12 protein-coding genes are annotated in these 18,221 nt (G+C 58.0%); 6 read left to right on the forward strand and 6 right to left on the reverse strand.

The window, feature by feature from the left end:
* Nucleotides 1-28 precede the first annotated feature (28 nt).
* The 3 genes from H597_RS34835 (at nucleotide 29) to H597_RS0114675 (ending at nucleotide 2,994) form a co-directional block, all read left to right on the forward strand.
* Nucleotides 29-1,672: an esterase/lipase family protein gene (locus tag H597_RS34835; RefSeq protein WP_154668113.1), complete on the forward strand. Its 1,644-nt coding sequence runs from the start codon at nucleotides 29-31 to the stop codon at nucleotides 1,670-1,672.
* A gap of 109 nt (nucleotides 1,673-1,781) precedes the next feature.
* On the forward strand, nucleotides 1,782-2,720 hold the full coding sequence (locus H597_RS0114670; RefSeq protein WP_161630610.1) for a T6SS immunity protein Tli4 family protein: 939 nt from the start codon (nucleotides 1,782-1,784) through the stop codon (nucleotides 2,718-2,720).
* 7 nt (nucleotides 2,721-2,727) lie between these two features.
* A complete protein-coding gene (locus H597_RS0114675) occupies nucleotides 2,728-2,994 on the forward strand; it encodes a PAAR domain-containing protein (RefSeq protein WP_028102819.1) in 267 nt (88 codons plus the stop codon).
* Between the two features lie 58 nt (nucleotides 2,995-3,052).
* Here H597_RS0114675 and H597_RS0114680 read toward each other — a convergent pair whose 3' ends face one another.
* The 5 genes from H597_RS0114680 to H597_RS0114700 form a co-directional block, all read right to left on the reverse strand.
* Entirely contained in the window at nucleotides 3,053-5,062 is a 2,010-nt protein-coding gene (locus tag H597_RS0114680) for a neutral/alkaline ceramidase (protein WP_028102820.1), read from the reverse strand.
* A 217-nt stretch (nucleotides 5,063-5,279) separates the two neighbouring features.
* Nucleotides 5,280-6,452: a DUF3322 domain-containing protein gene (locus tag H597_RS0114685; RefSeq protein WP_028102821.1), complete on the reverse strand. Its 1,173-nt coding sequence runs from the start codon at nucleotides 6,450-6,452 to the stop codon at nucleotides 5,280-5,282.
* Nucleotides 6,436-9,783, reverse strand: coding sequence for an ATP-binding protein (locus H597_RS0114690; RefSeq protein WP_028102822.1), 3,348 nt, complete (start codon nucleotides 9,781-9,783; stop codon nucleotides 6,436-6,438). The genes H597_RS0114685 and H597_RS0114690 overlap by 17 nt, the downstream gene beginning before the upstream one ends.
* Complete coding sequence (locus tag H597_RS0114695) at nucleotides 9,780-10,463, reverse strand: DUF4194 domain-containing protein (RefSeq protein ID WP_028102823.1); 684 nt, start codon at nucleotides 10,461-10,463, stop codon at nucleotides 9,780-9,782. The genes H597_RS0114690 and H597_RS0114695 overlap by 4 nt, the downstream gene beginning before the upstream one ends.
* Nucleotides 10,429-11,910, reverse strand: a complete 1,482-nt coding sequence (locus H597_RS0114700; RefSeq protein WP_028102824.1) for a DUF3375 domain-containing protein — start codon at nucleotides 11,908-11,910, stop codon at nucleotides 10,429-10,431. The genes H597_RS0114695 and H597_RS0114700 overlap by 35 nt, the downstream gene beginning before the upstream one ends.
* 115 nt (nucleotides 11,911-12,025) lie before the next feature.
* On the opposite strand from H597_RS0114700, the gene H597_RS0114705 reads away from it, so the two are divergent.
* Entirely contained in the window at nucleotides 12,026-13,207 is a 1,182-nt protein-coding gene (locus tag H597_RS0114705; RefSeq protein WP_028102825.1) for an efflux RND transporter periplasmic adaptor subunit, read from the forward strand.
* Nucleotides 13,208-13,246: 39 nt separating this feature from the next.
* On the opposite strand, the gene H597_RS0114710 is transcribed toward H597_RS0114705, so the two are convergent.
* Entirely contained in the window at nucleotides 13,247-13,621 is a 375-nt protein-coding gene (locus H597_RS0114710) for a hypothetical protein (protein WP_028102826.1), read from the reverse strand.
* A 148-nt stretch (nucleotides 13,622-13,769) separates the two neighbouring features.
* Here H597_RS0114710 and H597_RS0114715 point away from each other — a divergent pair, with 148 nt between their 5' ends.
* Both H597_RS0114715 and H597_RS34120 read left to right on the forward strand, forming a co-directional pair.
* Nucleotides 13,770-16,490 (forward strand): type VI secretion system Vgr family protein, encoded by a 2,721-nt coding sequence (locus H597_RS0114715; RefSeq protein ID WP_028102827.1) that lies wholly within the window; start codon nucleotides 13,770-13,772, stop codon nucleotides 16,488-16,490.
* A gap of 207 nt (nucleotides 16,491-16,697) precedes the next feature.
* Nucleotides 16,698-18,158 (forward strand): esterase/lipase family protein, encoded by a 1,461-nt coding sequence (locus H597_RS34120; protein WP_211232052.1) that lies wholly within the window; start codon nucleotides 16,698-16,700, stop codon nucleotides 18,156-18,158.
* Nucleotides 18,159-18,221: the final 63 nt, after the last annotated feature.

Here is an 18,221-nt window from a genome sequence, read left to right on the forward strand (position 1 = left end):
CGGGGGAGCAACAAGGAAGGGGCGTCCAATGAGCGATCAAAAAGAACCTACTCGCCAAATCGCTGCGCAGGCGAGCAGCGATGGTACGTTGCAGGCCAAGACTTTACTTACCCCGACAGCTTGCAAAACTCGAGCAAGGATTTCGGTGCCACCCGACAGAGTGATGCCTATCGTTTTTGTTCCAGGGATCATGGGAAGTAATCTAAAGGCCACGACAGGCAATAAGGCGCTAAATCCGGGCGAAACTGCGTGGCGTCCACCAAATGGAGCCCTTGAGGCAAAGAATGAGGTGTCGCGGTGGGAGCAACGTTCGCCTGGGACTCGGCAGAAAATCTTAAACGGAGCCACGGTTACCTTAGACCGTGACGCCTCGACGATCCTGGATCCTCAACATGAAACAATCGGCCTCAGCGCAGAAGAAGCAAAAGAGAACGGGTGGGGTGAGGTTCATTCGGACAGCTACCAAGGCATTCTTTATGCCTTGCGTCGTCAATTCCATACTTTCGTCAGTCCGCAGCTAACTGGTGCAGGTGGAGATGGGATTTCCAACGAATGGGTTGGATTGAACGTAAACATAAGTCGTTGTGATTGGAGCGAGAACAGTGGATTATTGAGCGAGATTTCCGAATGTGACGTACGCAAGTTGGCAGAGTTCCATTACCCAGTTTACGCGTGCGGATATAACTGGTTGAATTCGAACGCAATCTCAGCCGCGTTGCTTAGACAACGCGTTGAGCAAATCATCAAGAAATGGCAAGGCCTAGGACGCAAGTGTGACAAAGTCATACTAGTTACCCATTCCATGGGAGGTCTGGTCGCTAGGGCTTGCGCGAAACAAATACCTGAAAAGATTGCTGGCGTCGTACATGGTTGTATGCCGGCACTGGGCGCGCCGGCCTGCTATCGACGAATCGCCTGCGGAACTGAAAAGTCGAGTCCGAGTAAAGGAATAGCAGGTAACTACGTAATGGGCAAAGTTGCGGTCATTATGGGAGATACGGCTGAGCGCACTGTGCCGGTGATTGGTAATTCTGCTGGGGCGCTTGAATTGCTACCTAATCATCTCTATCCCACTCCGTGGCTATTTGCATCAATTAGGCCCCGCATCGGCGAGCCTCAGAAATTTTTACTTGCGACTGAAAATCCCTATGAATTTTATGCCGACGTCAAACCCTGGTATCGACTAATCGCCCCCAATTTTTTGGATCCTGCCGCCTCATGTGCGAACGCGATTGATGAGTTTCGAAAAAATCTACGACAAGCCGAAGTTTTTCATAGAGAAATACTTGGTAATTATTACCATCCCAATACTTACGCTTTTTTTGGAGCCGATGAGAAGGAGCTCGCATATGGCAGTTTTACGTGGACAGCCAATGCTGAGTTCTCTGGAATTGCGGAAAATGCTGTGAGAGATGGACAGTTCGACGCTACCGACTCGGCCGGAATTAGGCAAGTTCGAATACAGTCGAACCAAAATTTGAAATTCTCGCCGTCTACGCAAGACTCTGTTGGTGACGGCACTGTGCCATTTCAGTCTGGTCAAGGGCCTGAGGGAAAGGCGAGAAGAACCTTGCGTACTAAGGGGTACGATCATCAAGGCGGTTATAACAATGCATCAATGGTTTGTTTAACTCTCTTGCTTGTCTCACGAATCGCTCTCCAACATGCATAATATTCGATCCTCTTTGAGGCGAATATCGTTCGCAATAATTGTGATAATCATTGCTATTCAGGTAAGCGCAAATTACGAAAGCGGGCAAGACATGGTTACCGGAAAAGAGATGGAACCAGCAAATGTAGTGTGTATTGGAAGAGTGTTGGTCGACATGCCAACAAGTTTAATAACGACTTATGGGATGACCTATTTTGCGGGTTGGCACATCAATACTAGTCTCGAGTCCGATGAAAAATTCGAAGTCAGATTGCGAGATCGAATAAGAGACTTGGAGAATGCTAGGAATGCGTATGGGAGTAGGAGCCTCGAGTTTTTGAAGGCCGTCAACGGTGAATTGGAAGGCACAATATTTCAATTTGATCGCGAATCACTAAAAGTGGTTGAAGGGGGCGTTGTTTCGCATAAGGACATCGTAAAAATCGAAGCATACTTGCACGGGCATGGAATCTCATTCGATATCTCGGGAGGTGTTCGGCATGAAAATGAGATTGGACAGTTAGAGGATCTGATAAGGAATATGAGAGTTCGAGAGCCAGGAGACGTACTGTCGAAAAACGGATTTTGCTTTGATCGAGGCATCATTTTAGGGAGCGAGAACCCAACTTTGAGCGAAGGCGTTACGGTCTTTGCGGGCGATCCCACCTCAAACGATATCGCGGTAGTAATTGATTCCAGCGCAGGAGCGCGGGCGACAGACACCTTACTGCAAAGAACTGCGGCTAGCTCTATTCGCAAGGAATATCCTTCCAGCTTCAAGAACCTTCGTATCGGCACAAGGAGAATCAATGAGCATTTAGGCGAAGAAGTACTTACGCGAGTCATCGAAGACGATGGCCGGAGCAATCATTCGTTTATGTGGGAGTCGACCCCTGTAAAACAGGACATCTACCATCCACAGATTACAATGGAACTCAGCACCGGACATAACAATAACGATTCGAAAAAAACGCCGTTCACGGATGAGGAGGCGATCGCGCTTTGGGATCGGATTACGATGACGCTACGAACCCGGCCAGCCTCTACGTCCCAAAATTCACCCGATTGAGCTAAGAATGCCAAACGTGATCAGAGTAGGAGACCCAACCTCCCACGGTGGAAAAGTCCTTGCCACTGGCGCCCCCTATTTTTCTGTTGGTGGTAAACCAGTGGCCCTGGTTGGTGATCGCTGCATGTGTCCCATGATCGGCCACCAAAACTGCGTCATCATCAGCGGCAACAGCCACCACACAATCAACGGCAAAGCTGTGGCATACGAAGGCGATAAGACCAGCTGCGGCGCGACCTTGATTTCGACAGTGCAGACGTTTTCTTCGAGCTAGCCAGCGCCTATGAGTTGGGCGCGACCATCGGAATTTGCTGGTCGCGCCCCGCCCGCCATCAGTTGACCTGGAAGGTTCGGCTGGTCCCCGTCAGGCCGTAGATGTTGCCATTCCAGCCGTTCTTGTAGTCGCCGTAATGCCGTATCCGATACTGTCCGGCCATGGCGTCGGCCGGAATGTCCCAGCCGATCACTGCACGGGACGTGCCCCAGACCGGATCGACGCGCTCCCAGCGATAGGTGGTATTCCAATCTCCATCGACGGCCACGGTGCGCCAGGCCGCGCCATCCCAGCGCTGTACCTCAAGGAAGGTGCCGTTCAGGCGCAGGTTATTCTTGGGATGTCCGGTCCAGAAGGCGACCTCCACATGCTGGCCGCGCAGGTAGCTTGCGTTGGCCTGCCGATCCACATCGCCAAAGCTCTTGAAGACGGGCGTGTTATCGAGCACCACGCCCGTCTGGAACGACATCTGGTTGTTGCTCAAATCCCGTACCGATGCGCTGGGCCCGGCAGCGATGCCTTGCCGCATGGCCGTCGCCAGCTCGTGGAAGCTTTGCTGGTAAGCGCCTAGCGTCCACCTTCCGAAATGGGTTGATGCGCCTTCGTAATGCTGCGCGTCATACTCTTCCGGCGTGGCGACATAACCCGAATATGCATTCGAGTAGCCCGCGAAGACTACGTGCCTAACGCTGTCGCCCAGCGCGGCCTTCACCGTTTCACGCACGCGCCGTCCAGACATGATGGTGAATTCGGCCGGCGCCGCAATGATGGCCAGCTGTCCAATGCGAACAATCGATACTGGCAGCACTTCCGGCGACCATGGGAACGGCGATTGCGTACCTGTCGCAAGCAGCACAGGCTTCACGCCATGGCAATCCCTCACCCACTGCGGCGCCGGTGTAATGATTCCACCCAGCGCCTGGAAGAATGGGTTGCCTGACAAATCGCCTTCATTAAAGCCATCCAGCCCGCGTCCATCCTCTGTGCCTGCGGCGAAGGCGGTGCCGATGGCGGCAGGGCAGGTGTTGCGCGTAACGCCGTCTGCAAAACGTGGATCCACCGTGACGCGGGAAAAGTCGATGTAGCGCTGCCGGTAATCCACCGGCCCTGCCAAGGGTTCCAGTGCGCCGTTATAGATGGACAAAGCCTTTTGCAGCTGCCGCTCACCGATGATGCGCGTGTTGTCGAACTCATTTTTCGTGGGGCCGGTGCCATCCAGGCTCAGGTTCGGCGTCATATCGCCGGCATTCGACTGCGCGAAGGCTGCAACGAAGTCGCTGTCCGCGTTGTAACGCACGCCCTTCAGCTCGTGTTCCCAGCGCCATTCGGCATAACCTTTATTATCCGGTGAGATCAGCCGGTTATTGGGCGTCATCGAAACGCCGTGGGTCGAGAACCAACTGATCACACCGACGTCGATGGATCCCTGCTTGAAGCGCAGTACCGTCATCTCTGGATCGATATGTTGACCCCAGCGGTCGCGCTCCGCCTGCGGATTGCGCAAGTAAGCCGGCAATGAGCGGTTATTGCTCGCATCCGTCAGTTCGCCCTTGCCGATGGCGATGTTTCCCGGCTTCAGGTCGCGATGCGCCTTGTCGATCGCCGCGACAATGCCGCTGACGATCGCGTCGAAAGTGCGCTTGTTGAAACCGTAGGTGGTGAAGTTGTACAGCGCGTAGTGGGAGAACCCGCCAGGCCCGCTGTGCGTGTGTGTCGCGGAGAGGATCACGTTCTCGGCGCCGTACAAGTTGCCGTACTTCGCCTGCAGCTGCCGCAGCACGGCCTGCTGCACGCCCTGGAACACCATGCCCAGGTCGTTGTTGACGAAAACCATGCGCTTGCCGCTCGCCTGGTCCACCACGATAAACGCCCGTGCCCGTTGCCGCATATGGATGCCGGCCGTCACCTGCGTGTTCGAGCCATAGCCCATCATGCCTACTTCCGCCGCCTCGCCGGTGATGTCGGACATGCCGCGCCCGACCAGGAAAGGATCTGCGTATGCTGCACCACAAACCAGGATTGCGCCCAACAGAGAAGCCAGGCGCACGAAACGAATATGCTTCGTCATGACCGTTCCCTTCGAAGTTGATCAAATACCGGAATCGCTTATCGCATGGAGGATGTCGCCGGCCATTGCGGCCGGCGCTCGGGCCGGAATCGCCCGTGGTGGAACTGCGTCAGGTGAGAATAACGACGACCTCTGAAAATAACAATGTTTTTCTGCGGGTGTGCAGGCGGCGCCACCGAAAACGCTACAGTTGCATGAGGCAAGCCGCAGCGTGCCGCTACGTTGGCGATCGAATCGCTTGTTGCAGTGCTCGCAGGGCAAATGGCCAGGAAATCCGCTCCTGCTCAAGCCTGACGCCATGTCCCCACCGGTGCTGCTTCAGGCCCTGGTAGATGGTGGCTTCCGGCGGTAGCAACTGCGACAGGCCTTCCGCAATGCTTTGCTCACCTTCCGTGGTCCAAAGCGAGGAAAATTGCAATAAGGTTGCCTCGTCCATCAACAAGGATTGAAGCTGCGGCAGGTGGCTGCGGGCTCGATGCAGGATGGCGTAGCCGTGCGTGTCGATATCGCCCCAGTAAATGCCTTGACAGTTGCGGATCCATGGGATCTGCGCCAATACGTCGACGCCATATCCCAGGCCAATGAAGGCAACAGCACCCGGCAGGTCAGGCAAAGCTAGTCCGGTCTGCTGATTCTCCACGACCAGCACGGTGGACGGCGACAGGTTCATTCCGGCCAGTTGTGCCGCTGGTGCACAGATGTCGCGCAGGCCGCGGGTGGCCATCCTCAATTCAGGATCCAGTAACCGCATGTGCACCATAGCGGGTGCAGTTTGCAGGCCACACATGGCATAGAAATTGTCGCCTTGGACAGACGTGCCGCGCATGCCCGTCAGCAGCTTTGCCAGCAGTCCTTTGCGCGTCTCGATCCATTTCGTATCCACACCTGGGATTGGCAACTGGCGGAGATAAAGGCCCGAAGCTGGATTAACCTCCAGCCACTCAAGTACGGACAGGCAGCGCGAGAAGTCGGCGCTTTCCATGTCTGCCAGTATGTTGAACAGACGGGCGGAGGTTGGCGCCAATTGCGGCCAGCGTCCGCATAACGCTTGGTGCCGCTGTTCCGCAAGCTGCCAGCGGCCCAATTCTCCGATCCACGCGCACACCGCATGCGGGCCATCCAGGCGCAGGCTTTCGGGCAAGCGTTGTGTGCCAAGTACGCGCCAACGACGTTCAATCCAATTCAATTCACCTTCGCCGCGCCATTCGCGCCAGGCAGCAGCCCATGCCCGCACGGCTTCGGTTTGTTTCAGTGCTTCCGCTTCGCTCGGCGGTCCGAGAGGAATGAGCAGAGGCCATTGCTGCGATGGATTGTCCGCTGCCAGCCAATCGCGGTGCTTGCCGGCGAATCGCTTTTTCAGCAGTAACTGGACGTCATCCGGCAGCTTCAAGCGCAGCCTCCGCACGCACGTCGGCAGCCAGCTTCAGCCGCTGTTGTGCTTCATCATATTCGATCAGCAGTACGCCGGACTCGCGCCGGTCCCGGATTGCCACGAAACAGGCCCCGCCAATAAAGGGCTCCAGCGTCATTACCGACTTTAAGGGCGTTGCGACAATCATCTGGAAGCCAAAGTTGGCGAAGATATTCATGGCCAGCGCGGTGAATTCGTTGTCGGCCTTGTCGAAGGCTTCGTCCAGCACCACCGGCGCATAGACGGGAACCCCGCTTTCACTGCCACCAAGCTGGTAGCGTAACGCCGCGGCAAGCACGGTGGTGGCGAGCTTCTGGCGTTGACCGCCGGATTTTCCCGCACCGCTTTCAAGCACATCATGCTCGACGCCATGTTCGTCGTACTCACGGCCGATGAATTCGACATGCAGGCGCACGTCCAGCACAGTTTCGCGCCAGCGCCGCAAATCCGCATCCTGGCTGGACAGACGTTCGACAAGTCGCCGCAACTCCATGAAACGTGCCTCCGCCGCTTGCGGATCGTCCTGCCATGCATGGCTTAGGGCGTCAAGGATGTCCTGTTTGAACTGGCGCACTTCCGGCAACTGCCTGTCTTTTGGCTGGATCTGCAGGAACGTGGTGCGTTCCTCATTGCGATTGAAGGGCACCTGTCGCAGGCTCTCGTTCACCAGCTCCATGCGCGCCAGGATGGCCTTGCGCGCGTCGCTCAGGTAGCTGGAGAGTGCCGCCAAATTCTGGTGGCTCTGGTTGCGCAGCAGGTCGAAGAAGCGCTGTTCATGCGCCGGCAGGCCGTCCGTTTCCAGGCGCGCCAATTTGGTGAAGAAGTCGCCTGCAGACGGCAGCGCCGCATCCAGCCCTTCGGCATCGGCGCGCCAGGTGCTGATGAAGGCGGAGAACTGCGCTTCGACAAACTTGACGCAGTCGCCGATTCCTTCGCTCAGGGCGAGGATATCGTCTGAAATCCCCTTGCGTACGGTGCGGTCGGTGCTGTCGACGTCTTTCAGTGCGGGCGCCTGCGGTAGCCGCTGGTAACGCAGGTCGAGCCCGGCCTGCTGGTGCGGAGTCAGGGGCACGATGGACGGATCCTGCTGCGCCGCGTCCAGCTGCCTTTCGTGCCCGTCAATTTCCCTTTGGCGCGACAGCAGCGTGACCTTTTCGTTTTCCAACGCATCCGCAGCCTTTTGCACCAGGGCGCGCTGCTGTCGCAGGCGCTCGTCGATAGCCTGCAAGCTGGCATTGCTGTCGCGGATCGATGCGAGCAGGCGGTCGATAGCGCCGATGCGCTGGACCAGCGGTTCGGCTTCGATCTCCTGCCACTGTAAATTGACCAAGGTCTGGCACTGCAGGACGCGCAAGGCAGCTTCCCGGCGCTGTTTTCCCAGCGTCGCCAACTGGGCCTCCAGGCTTTCCAGATGCTGGCGCAGCTGCTGTTCCTGCTGCTCGTACATGGCCAGCTTATCGCGGTTGTCGAAGCCGAGTACCCAATAGCGCCGGTCGTTGACGTTGTTCCGGTCATCCTTCTCATGCCGGGAGCGGTTATGCTTGACCTGGCCCTCGCGCGTCAGGGCGCGCTCCGGTGCTGCGCGGAAGGCTTTCATCGACTCCACGCATTCGTAGTCGAAGCGCTGCCGCAGGTCGGCCTGCAGCCATTCCGCGAAGCGGCCGCCCTTCACATTGAGCTTGGCGACCAAAGAGGCCGCGCGCAGGGGGCGTGCCTGCTGCTGTTCGCTGCGGCCGGTGCGGAAGTAGACCAGCTTCTGTCCGAGGCTGGCATCGTTGGCGTGGTTGGACAGGGCGGCGTAGTGTTCTTCATCAACCAGGATGGAAAGCGCAAAGCCGTGCAGCACGCGCTCGATCGCGCCGCGCCACGCCTCATCCTCGGGCTTGACGTCCAGCAGCTCGCCCGCAAAGGGCAGCGCGTCCGGCCCGACGCCGATGGCGATGGCCAGCTGGCGCCGCATTTCCAGCATGTGGGCCGGGATATTGCTTGGCTGGCGGCGCAGGGAATGAAGCTCTTGCAAGGTTTCGTCGCGATTGCGCTTGACATCATCCCGGGCGCGTCCCAGTTCCAGCAGACGGTCTTCCCCGGCGGCTTGCTGCTGCCAATCGTCCAGCTCCTGACGCGCCTGTCCAACCAGGGCGGCAAATCCGTCCGGCGAACCGGCGAAGCTCCAATCCAGGGCATTGCAGGCATCCACGGCCTGCTTGCGCTTTGCCATGCGGCCGATGCGCTGCTCTTCCACCAGCCGCCGTTCGACCTCCAGCTGCTCGATCCTTTCGCCGCCGGCGGCGCTGCGCTGCTGTTCCAGGTCGCGCAGGGCCAGTTCGCGGTTATCCAGCGTGCCGCGCAATTGCTGCACGCGGCCGGATAGCCCGTCGGCCTCGATGCGTAATGCCGCGATATGCGCGGTCAGCAGCCGGATCCGTAGTTGCTCCCGGTAGCTATGCAGTCCTGCCTCCAGCTCGCGCAAGCCATTGCGTTCCAACTGCAGCTGTTCCATCTGCTGGTGCCGTGCGCGCGCAGGCGCCAGGGTTTGCACCTGCCTGCGTGCGGTCACCACGGATTGGTGCGCCTCGTTCAATTCGCCGAATTCACTGACCAGGCGTTCCGCCACCGCAAAGGTTTCCGGCCGCTCCAGCATGAAGTCGCGCAGGAAGGCATTCAGGTCGCCGACGTTCTTGGCCGATTGCGTCTTGTGCAGCAAACGCAAGGCCATTTCATTGTCGATGCCGAGCAGGCGGCAGAAGCGTTCGCAATACGGCGCGAAGTCGTCCTTGATGTGGGCGCCGGGGTAGGCTTGCTTCAGCTTGCGCACGTCGAAGTTGGTGCTGCCGAAATCCTCCAGCTCGCGCAGGTCGAAGGGGCGCTCCAGCACCATGAAGATGCGCTTCACATCGGTGTTGGCGTTGCTGTTCCCACGTAACCAGAACAGCTGGACGAGTACCACGTCCTGCCCACTACTGTGGTGGTAATGAAGGGCGATCGCCGACCAGGTCGTGGTGCCCCCGCGCAGGTAGCGGGTGGTGGTGACGCCGGACGTGCCGTCGCTTTGCGCCGACCAGGCGCCGCGGACGTAGCTGACCAGGTTGCGGTCGCGTCCCTTGCGGTCCGCCTCGCGCGCTGCCGCATTGAAGTCGACCCAGCGCGGCGGCACCAAGAGCGCCGAGAAAGCGTCCAGCAAGGTCGATTTTCCGGCACCGGAAGGGCCGACGATCAGGAAACCTCGATCGCTGATCGGGATGTCGTGCAGGCCGCTGAAGGTGCCCCAGTTGTACACCTGCAGACGCGCCATGCGGAACTGGTCGTTCATTCCTCTTCCTCGCCATCGTCCAGCGGCTGGCGATCCAGTGCCGGTGTTTCGCCGGCGGCCATCGCGTCATACAGCGCCGTCAGCGCGACGATTTCCTCGGCGGTGAACAGCAGTTTCAGCGTCGGGGAAATCTCGAAACGGTCTTCGCTGGCGCGTATCTTCTGCAGGATGTTGTGCTTCTTGATCTTTTCAATCGAAGCGGAAATGCGTTTGGTGAAGCCGGCGCGGTCGGTGCTGGCGGCCCGTTCGTAGAGAACCAGATTTTCCACGATCTCATCGCGCGCGACGACGGCGCGCTCGCCGTGTGCTTCGGCATGGGTCAGGCGCTGGCGCAGGAACAGCAGCAGGACGGAGTCGATGAAGGTCAGCTGGGCGCGCCGCAGCAGGATCGGCACGTCGAGTTCGCCCGCATCCACCTGGCGCGTGAAGGCGACCTGCATGTCGCGGTCGATCACCAGGTCCAGGAACAGGTCGTGAAGACGGCGCTGGAGTACGGCCTCGTCGCGCAGCAGCACCGGCCACAACTTGGCATGGCGGCGCCCCTCCAGCGAAGGGCCGGACAGCAGCTGCACCAGCACGCGCCGGGTATCCAGCGGCAGCTCGCCCGTATCGTTGAGGAATAGCGCGCTCGGCGGAGGTGCCGCCTCAGCTTGCAACGCCGCCTGCTCTGGCAAGTCCATCCTGTTGGTCCTTGAAGAAGTAGATAGCCTGTATTGTAGCCTTGCGCTGCACATTGTCGCCGCCCAGCCAGGACACGGTTTCGCTGGATGGCGCGACCATGCCGTAGCGGCTGCCCAGCGACAGCAGGCCGATCACGCTGCCCAGGCCCTGGGCGGCAGGGAAGGCCGCCAGCACGTCCGCAATAGTGGCCTGCGTGTGCGTGGCGAGCACCGCCTGCACATTGGCGGCCAGGGTGCGGAAGTCGATCTCCGACTGCGCGACCAGTTCACCGATGGACGCCAGGTCGATCGGTGCCGCCGCGCCTTCCTCCATCTTGCGAGGCAAGGCTTGCAGGGCCGGGTCGTGCAACTGCCATTGGGACAGCGACGATAGTTTGCTGCTGGTGAGCGCCAGGGTGTAATTCAGCGTGTCGGTCGCCTTGACTTCCTCCTTCAGCGCCAGGGCCGAGCGCTGGGCCGCGCGCAGCAATTGGGTCAGGCGGCGCTGTTCCATGAATTCGCGGCTTTGCACAAAATGCTTCAGGCTGCGGGCGAACGATTGCAGCACCTCGTGCACGATGCCGCCTTGCTCCAGCAGGGTGCGGGTCAGGTGTAGCAGGAATTTTCGTTCCGCCGGCGCCAGCGCCGCCATGAATTCGCGCGACATCAGTTGGTCCAGCGCTTCTTCCAGTGTGGCCGATTGCACCGGGTCGGTCAGCAGGCGCCAGAAGGCGGAGAAAGTGCGGCCCGCCTCGCTCTCCCCGATCAGGTCGATGCCCGCGAAGAGGGAGTCCAGCACTTCGCCGCGACTGCCATCGTTATCCATGATGCGTTCGCGCAGTTCGCGGTTCAGCTGCTCGAACTGGTCGCGCACGCGGCGGAAATCGCCGGCCAGGTTATCGGCCAGGGCGATGATCTCGCGCGTGCGCTCCAATGCGGCGGCTTCCGGCAGCACCTGGACCTTGCCATGTTCGATGGCCGCGATTTCGCGCTCAATGCGCTCCTGCTCTGCGCGCAACCTGGCGATGCGGCGGGCCTTGTCGGCATCGGTATCGTCGGACAGTTTGGACAGGGCGTCGATCACCAGGCCCAGACGGCTTTCCGTCGCCGCGCTGTGGGGCTTGGCCAGGCCGGAGACGAAGCGGATCGCCTCCACCGTGGAAGTGGCCAGCTCGTACTCTTCCTCCTTCGAGCCGGGCGGGAACCGGCGTTCGAGATAACCGTCCGCCAGCCAGCCTGCGGCATATTGCTGCGCGGTCTGCGGCCAATCCTCGCCCAGGTTGCGCAGACGCTCAAGCTCGCGCTCAAGGCGCTCGTGCAGGATGGATGCCGGCAGGCTGCGTTCGCCCTCGTACAGGTGGGCTTGCAGCAATGCCAGAACGGTCGGACCGTTGGCCGCCGCCAGCAGTCGCCATAGGGGCTGCTGGCGCATTTTCCGGTATGTGGCGAGGGATTTGTCCGGCTTCATGGTAGTGGCTCAGTAAGCGCCATTTTGAAGTAATGCGCATTATAGCGCCGGGGCGCGCTATCAATACGGGAATGGTAGGATGCTGGACTCGACCAGACGAACGGAATGCGTCCCCATGAGCGAATACCAATACTACGAATTTGCCGCATTGGATCAACCGCTGACCAAAGCGCAGCAGGCGGAATTGCGCGCCTGCTCAAGCCGCGCAGAAATTACCACCGGTAGCTTCGTCAACGAATATCACTGGGGCGACCTGAAAGCCGATCCCTTTGAGTGGATGGAGGATTACTTTGACGCCCATGTGTATTCCTCCAATTTCGGCTATTGCCGCCTGATGCTCCGCTTACCCAAGGATGCTCTCTCCGCCAGCGATGCCGCAGCTACCGCGGGTGGTCCGGCACGGCGCGGCCGATATGGTGGCGACGCATTTTCCATCCACTCCGGCCGCAAGCACTGGATCCTCGACTGGAGCTTCAACGGCGAAGGCGACGAGGACGAACGCTTTTATACGGAATCGGACGGTGCGGGGTGGATGGCGCGCCTGGCGCCGTTGCGAGACGAACTGTTACGTGGCGACCAGCGGCCGCTCTACCTGGGTTGGCTGGCCCGGCTGTGCAGCTGCGAGCTGGATGACGATGCTCTGGAGCCGCCAGTGCCGCCCGGCCTGGATGATCTGACTCCAGCCCAATTGGCGCTGGCCGAATTCCTGCTGCTGGACCCGGATTTGTTGGCGGTGGCGCAGGCCGCCAGCCCGGTGCCGGCGACCACCAGCCGGACGGATGCCGAAATGGACGAGTGGATATCCAGCTTGCCGCCGGCCCAGTTGCGCGATACCGCGCGGAGTTTGCTGGCCGGCGATGGGTTACGGGTGGAGCGCAGCCTGCGCGGGCAATACCTTGCCTGGCTGCGCGAGCGCCGCCCTGCCCGTACACCACAGCATGTGCGGCGTACCGTTGCGCAGATCGAAGCGGCCAGGCCGGCAGTGGAGCAAGCGCGCGTTGAGCGTGAGCGCGTGGAACAGCAGGCGATCGACGCCCGGCGCCAGGCTGAACGCGCACGTTCGCTATCCGAGCTGGCGGGCCGGGCCAATAGTGTGTGGAAGGACATTGATCTCAACCTCCAGGCCGGCTCGGGCGCCGCCTATGAACGCGCCCAGCGGTCGGTGGTGGAACTGGCGCAAGCGCTCAATGCCGCTGGCCGCGAGGCTGAATTCCGGCGCGGGCTGGTGAAACTGCTTTCGACGCACGGGCATCGCAAGGCCTGGATTGAGCGGCTGCACAAGGCCGGCCTGATGTGACTGGCCATCGGTAATCCGTGACGCCGCGAGGGTTAGCTGCTATTCCTGCGCACCCCAGTCTTCGATCTCGAATTCCTCGTTCGCCAGGTCCCAGACCATGGACGAGAAATGGACGTCAAACCACTCATGCAGAAGTTTTCTGCTGCGTCCTTGCGGCCACATCGACTCGTCGGTAAACCAGTCCATGAGATAGTTCTCGAAGCATGCTCGCCAGTTTTGGTTGACCCAACGTAATGCATCTTCGTGCGTTTCCATGGACTGCGAAACCAGGAAAAGTTCGGGTTCTTTGCGTAGACCTTCAAGCGTAATCGCCAATGGATTGGGATCGACCTGCAGAATCCAATCGAGAACCGGCTGCTTGGGCAACAGGAAAATAGCGGCGCGGTTCAATGAGTATCGTTGTTCGACTTCCATGTCATTAGTATTTTTTAAGGCAACGCTCGATGATACTGCATCGGCCTAAGCCGAACCTATCTTCCCGGGATTTGCTTGAGATCAACGTCGGCGTTCCTTACGCGTGCAACCATGGGCACCTGCGTCAACCAGACGATGGGAGCCTCAAGTGGACAATGCACTGCTCAGCTTCTTCCGGCAAGACAAGGACCTGATCACAGATAACCGTCCCTTGCGCCTGCGCCTTGCCCATCCGACCAAAATGCTGGAAGACGTGCTGCTGCCGCAACGCGTTCAGGGAAGCGAATCAATCTGCGGTAGCATTGAGTACCGCATCCTGTGCGTATCCATCGATGCATTCATCCCGCTCAAAGAGCTGATTGCGTTGCCTGTGGCCGTTGATCTCGTCACCGACCGCGGCGACTTGCGCAGCGTATGCGGCATTGTCACCGAAGCCCATGCCGGTGACAGCGACGGCGGGCTGGCCAGCTACCAGCTGGTTTTGCGCGATGCGCTTTCGATCATGGAAAAGCGCAATAACACCCGCGTGTTCCGCAATAAGAACGAAGTGGAAATTGTGCAGGTAATCCTGGATGAATGGCGGCAGACTAACCCCATTATTGGAACCTGCTTTCGTTATGAGACGGATGAATCGTTCAGGATCAGCAGCTATCCACAGCGCGAATTCACCATGCAATACAACGAATCGGATGCCGCCTTTGTCCGGCGACTGTTGAAGCGCCGGGGTATTGCCTGGTACTTCCGCGCCGACCAGTCCAACTGGCCCTCGCATACGATGGTCTTGTTCGATAACTCGGACACGCTTGCGCCCAATGCCGCAGGTGTGGTGCGCTATCACCGCGATGCGGCCACCGAAGAGCGCGACGCCATCACTTCCTGGTGCGCCGTCCGCACGCTGCAACCGGGAAGCGTATCGCGCTTCAGCTGGAACTACAAGAATCCCGTCGACACGGAATTCATGACCGCCAAGGCGGCTGGCCGTGCGGATCAGGGGGAAAGTGGCGATCAGATGTCGGCGACTATTGACGACTACATGATCCTTTCGCCGCATGCAGGCGACAACCACGATGACCTTTGCCAGTTAGGCCAGCTCGCCATGAAGCGCCACGACCTGGACTCCAAATGCTTCCATGGTGAAGGCAGTGTGCGCGATTTCTGTGTCGGTGAGTACTTTGAGCTTGAGGGGCATCCGGAGATCGATGGACATGCAGATGGCGAGCGAGAATTCGTCATCACGGCCTTGCAGATTTCAGCTTCGAATAATCTGCCAAAGGAGCTAACGGAGCGATTTTGGCGCCTGCTTTCACGCAGCCGATGGGTTGATGAGCAAGGCCACGAATCTCTAGCGACGAACGTCAAGATCGGGTTCACTACAGTTCGTCGAGGCATTCCAATCGTCCCGGCTTACGATGCAAGGGGCGACCTCCCCAATATTCCCATGCAAAGCGCAGTCGTAGTCGGACCTGAGGGCGAGGAGGTCTACTGCGATGAGCTTGGCCGCGTAAAGGTTCGATTTCGCTTTACGCGTTCGATAGACCATGTTCATGCCCAGGGTGCCGGTTCCGCTAACAGTGATATGGATTCGGCATGGGTGCGAGTAGCCAGCAGTTGGGCTGGCGGTGAGCATGGAAGCGCCAGCCAATTTGGAAGTCTGAGCCTTCCGCGTCGCGGCAGCGAAGTTTTGGTGGCGTTCTTAAATGGTGATCCTGACAAGCCTGTAGTCGTCGGACAAGTCTATAACGAGTGTGGCCGGCCACCTTCGCTTAGTGTTGGCGCAGGCCTGCCGGGAAATCGGTGGGTCTCAGGTATCAAAAGCAAAGAAATTGGTGGAGGCCGATCCAATCGGCTCCGGCTTGACGATACGCCCGGCGAAATCAGTGTTCAACTTGCGTCGGATCACGCGGGGGCGCAGCTGAACCTTGGCTACTTGACAGGGGAGCGAGCAGATGGGAAAGCGAATCCGCGCGGCGAAGGCGCGGAGCTGAGAAGCACAGAGAGCATCGCACTGAGAGGACGAAAAGGAGTCTTGATAACGACAGGGGAGGATAGCGACCGCAGGACTTTGGACCGCAAAGAAATGACAGGACTTCTTGAGACGTTAAGCGGTCTCTGCGAACAACTTACATCGTTGGCCAAATCCCACAACCTTGACAATGACGATGACTCGGAATTGCGCGAGCTGATAAAAGACCTTCAACAATGGGATAGCAGCGACACGGAAAAGAGTCTGGTCGCGTTAAGCGGCGAAGATGGAATTGCGCTAAGCAGCGGGAAATCGGTTGCAATTGGCGCCCAGGCCGAAGTTGATTTCATGAGCATGGGCGATACAAAGATCGCGTCGGGATCGTCAATCCTTATACGGGCTGTGAGTGGACTCAGCGTTCTGGCTCATAAGCTTGGTCTGAAGCTCATTGCCGCAAACGGAAACATTGTTATCCAGAGCCATAACGGTGACATTGAGTTGGCCTCGCCAGGCGCAGTGAAGATTTCAGCTGGTAAGAGCATTGAATTGCTGGCGCCAATGGTGAGGATTGGCGCTGATGGTGCTCAAGCGAATTTTGGATCTGGCTCTATTGTTGCGCAATCGAAGGGCGACCACGTAATCAAGTCATCAAAGTTTGTGCACACAACTGGCGGAGGCGGCACCTTGGAAGAGATGAAGCTTCCATCGACGAAGATTGAGACGGATGAACGCGTGATCCTCTATCAAGCCCAGAACGGCCGCCCGGTCGTTGGACGAAAGTACAAGCTTGATCTTCCGGATGGCAGGTCTATCACGGGCGTAACCGACGAACATGGTCGAACAGAATTGGCGACGGCCGATGTGATAGGCGAACTACAGGTCAGAATTTATCCCGAAGATCGGTAGGAGGCGGCGACGATTATGGCAACGAATGCATCTAATGAACCTTCGCGGCCGATTCCATCTCGATCCGAAGAGGGAGGAACGGTCCGCGCAATCACCTATCTCACTCCCAAAACTTGTACGACGCGGGCGAGAGTAGCTGTGCCTCCAACCAAGGTAATCCCAGTGATAGTCGTGCCAGGCATCATGGGAAGTAATTTGCGAGCCAGAATGGACGGAAAGCCGAGGAACGAAAAGCTTAAACCTGGCGAAAGAGCGTGGCGTCCACCGAATGGCATATCTGCGGGTCTAAGCGAGGCAAAGGTTTGGAAGGCGAGGGATGGTGCGGCAAGGCAGCAAATCCTTAACGGACCTACGCTTGAAGTCGATAACACTGGCGAGATTGCAATTAAGGCCGATGGTGATGGGCGCGCAATTACAGTCGATTTGGCAAGGGAGCGAGGGTGGGGCGAGATCCACTCAGACAGCTATGGAGAGCTGCTCTCCACATTGCATATCTACCTGAATTCCACCTTTCGAGCCGTTTATAACCGCTGTGATGTGGCGGATCATTGGACGCATGTCAATTTGTTTGACCGGGCAAAGTGGGGTACTACACGCAACGGCGTTGCGGCGCCGTTAACAGATGAAGAGCTCGCGAGATTTGCTGAGTATCATTACCCGGTCTACGCGTGTGGCTATAACTGGCTTGAGTCCAATGAAATTTCAGCGAAGCGTCTTGAGGAGAGGATTGAAAATATTATTGGATTCTGGGGGAAAGCAGGATGCAAATGCGATCAAGTTATCCTCGTTACTCATTCGATGGGAGGTTTGGTTGCACGCGCATGTGCCAAAAGAACTCCCTCAATGATAAAAGGAATCATTCATGGAGTTCTGCCGGCCTTGGGCGCCCCGGCATGCTACCGACGAATTGCATGTGGAACGGAAAGCTTTAGTCCGAGCAACGGAACGATAGAAAATAAAAAGGCGGAGGCGATTTCTGAAATAGCGGGTGCATCTGCTGCCGAAACCACCCCTGTAATGGCGGTCGCGGCTGGACCACTGGAATTGCTGCCAAATCATCTTTTTCCCAAGCCTTGGCTGTTTGCATCAGTTCGGAATGGGGAAGGTTCCTGGACGGATTTATTGGGTTTGCCAGAAGGGAATCCATACGAGCTTTACCGAGACGTAAATTCTTGGTATCGACTTTTCGATCTTTCGCTAGCTGATCCAATTAATCGTTATGGAGGTGCGATAGGACAACGTGTGGCCACTACTATTCGTATAGCTGAGAAATTTCACACTGAGATTCTAGGCGATTATTACCACCCCAACACGTTCGCCTTCTATTGTGACGATCCAGCATTTCTTTCATACGGTAGCTGCAGATGGCTGTCGATATCGAGTAGCTCAAATTTGAGGAACTCCGATTTTCGTAAAGCGAGGTTCCTTGAGCAAGGACTGACCGGAGTACGTACGATTGAGTTCGCTGATGGGAGAACCGCAGCTTTAAAGATTGGATTGCAGGATGCCGCAGGAGACGGGACAGTGCCTGCAGCGTCCGGGTCTGGACCGGAAGCAAAAGTGAAATATTTGTTTCGAGTACGCGGTTTTGATCACCAAGGGAGTTACAACGCAGAATCAATGTTAAAGCTGACATTGCATTTAATTGTTCGTCTGGTGACAGCCTGAGGAAAATATGAATATTCGCTTTCCGCTTTGGCGGCTTTTGGCATCGGCCGTGGTTATTATTCT

The organism is Pseudoduganella violaceinigra DSM 15887 (genome assembly GCF_000425385.1).
Classification (GTDB): domain Bacteria; phylum Pseudomonadota; class Gammaproteobacteria; order Burkholderiales; family Burkholderiaceae_D; genus Rugamonas; species Rugamonas violaceinigra.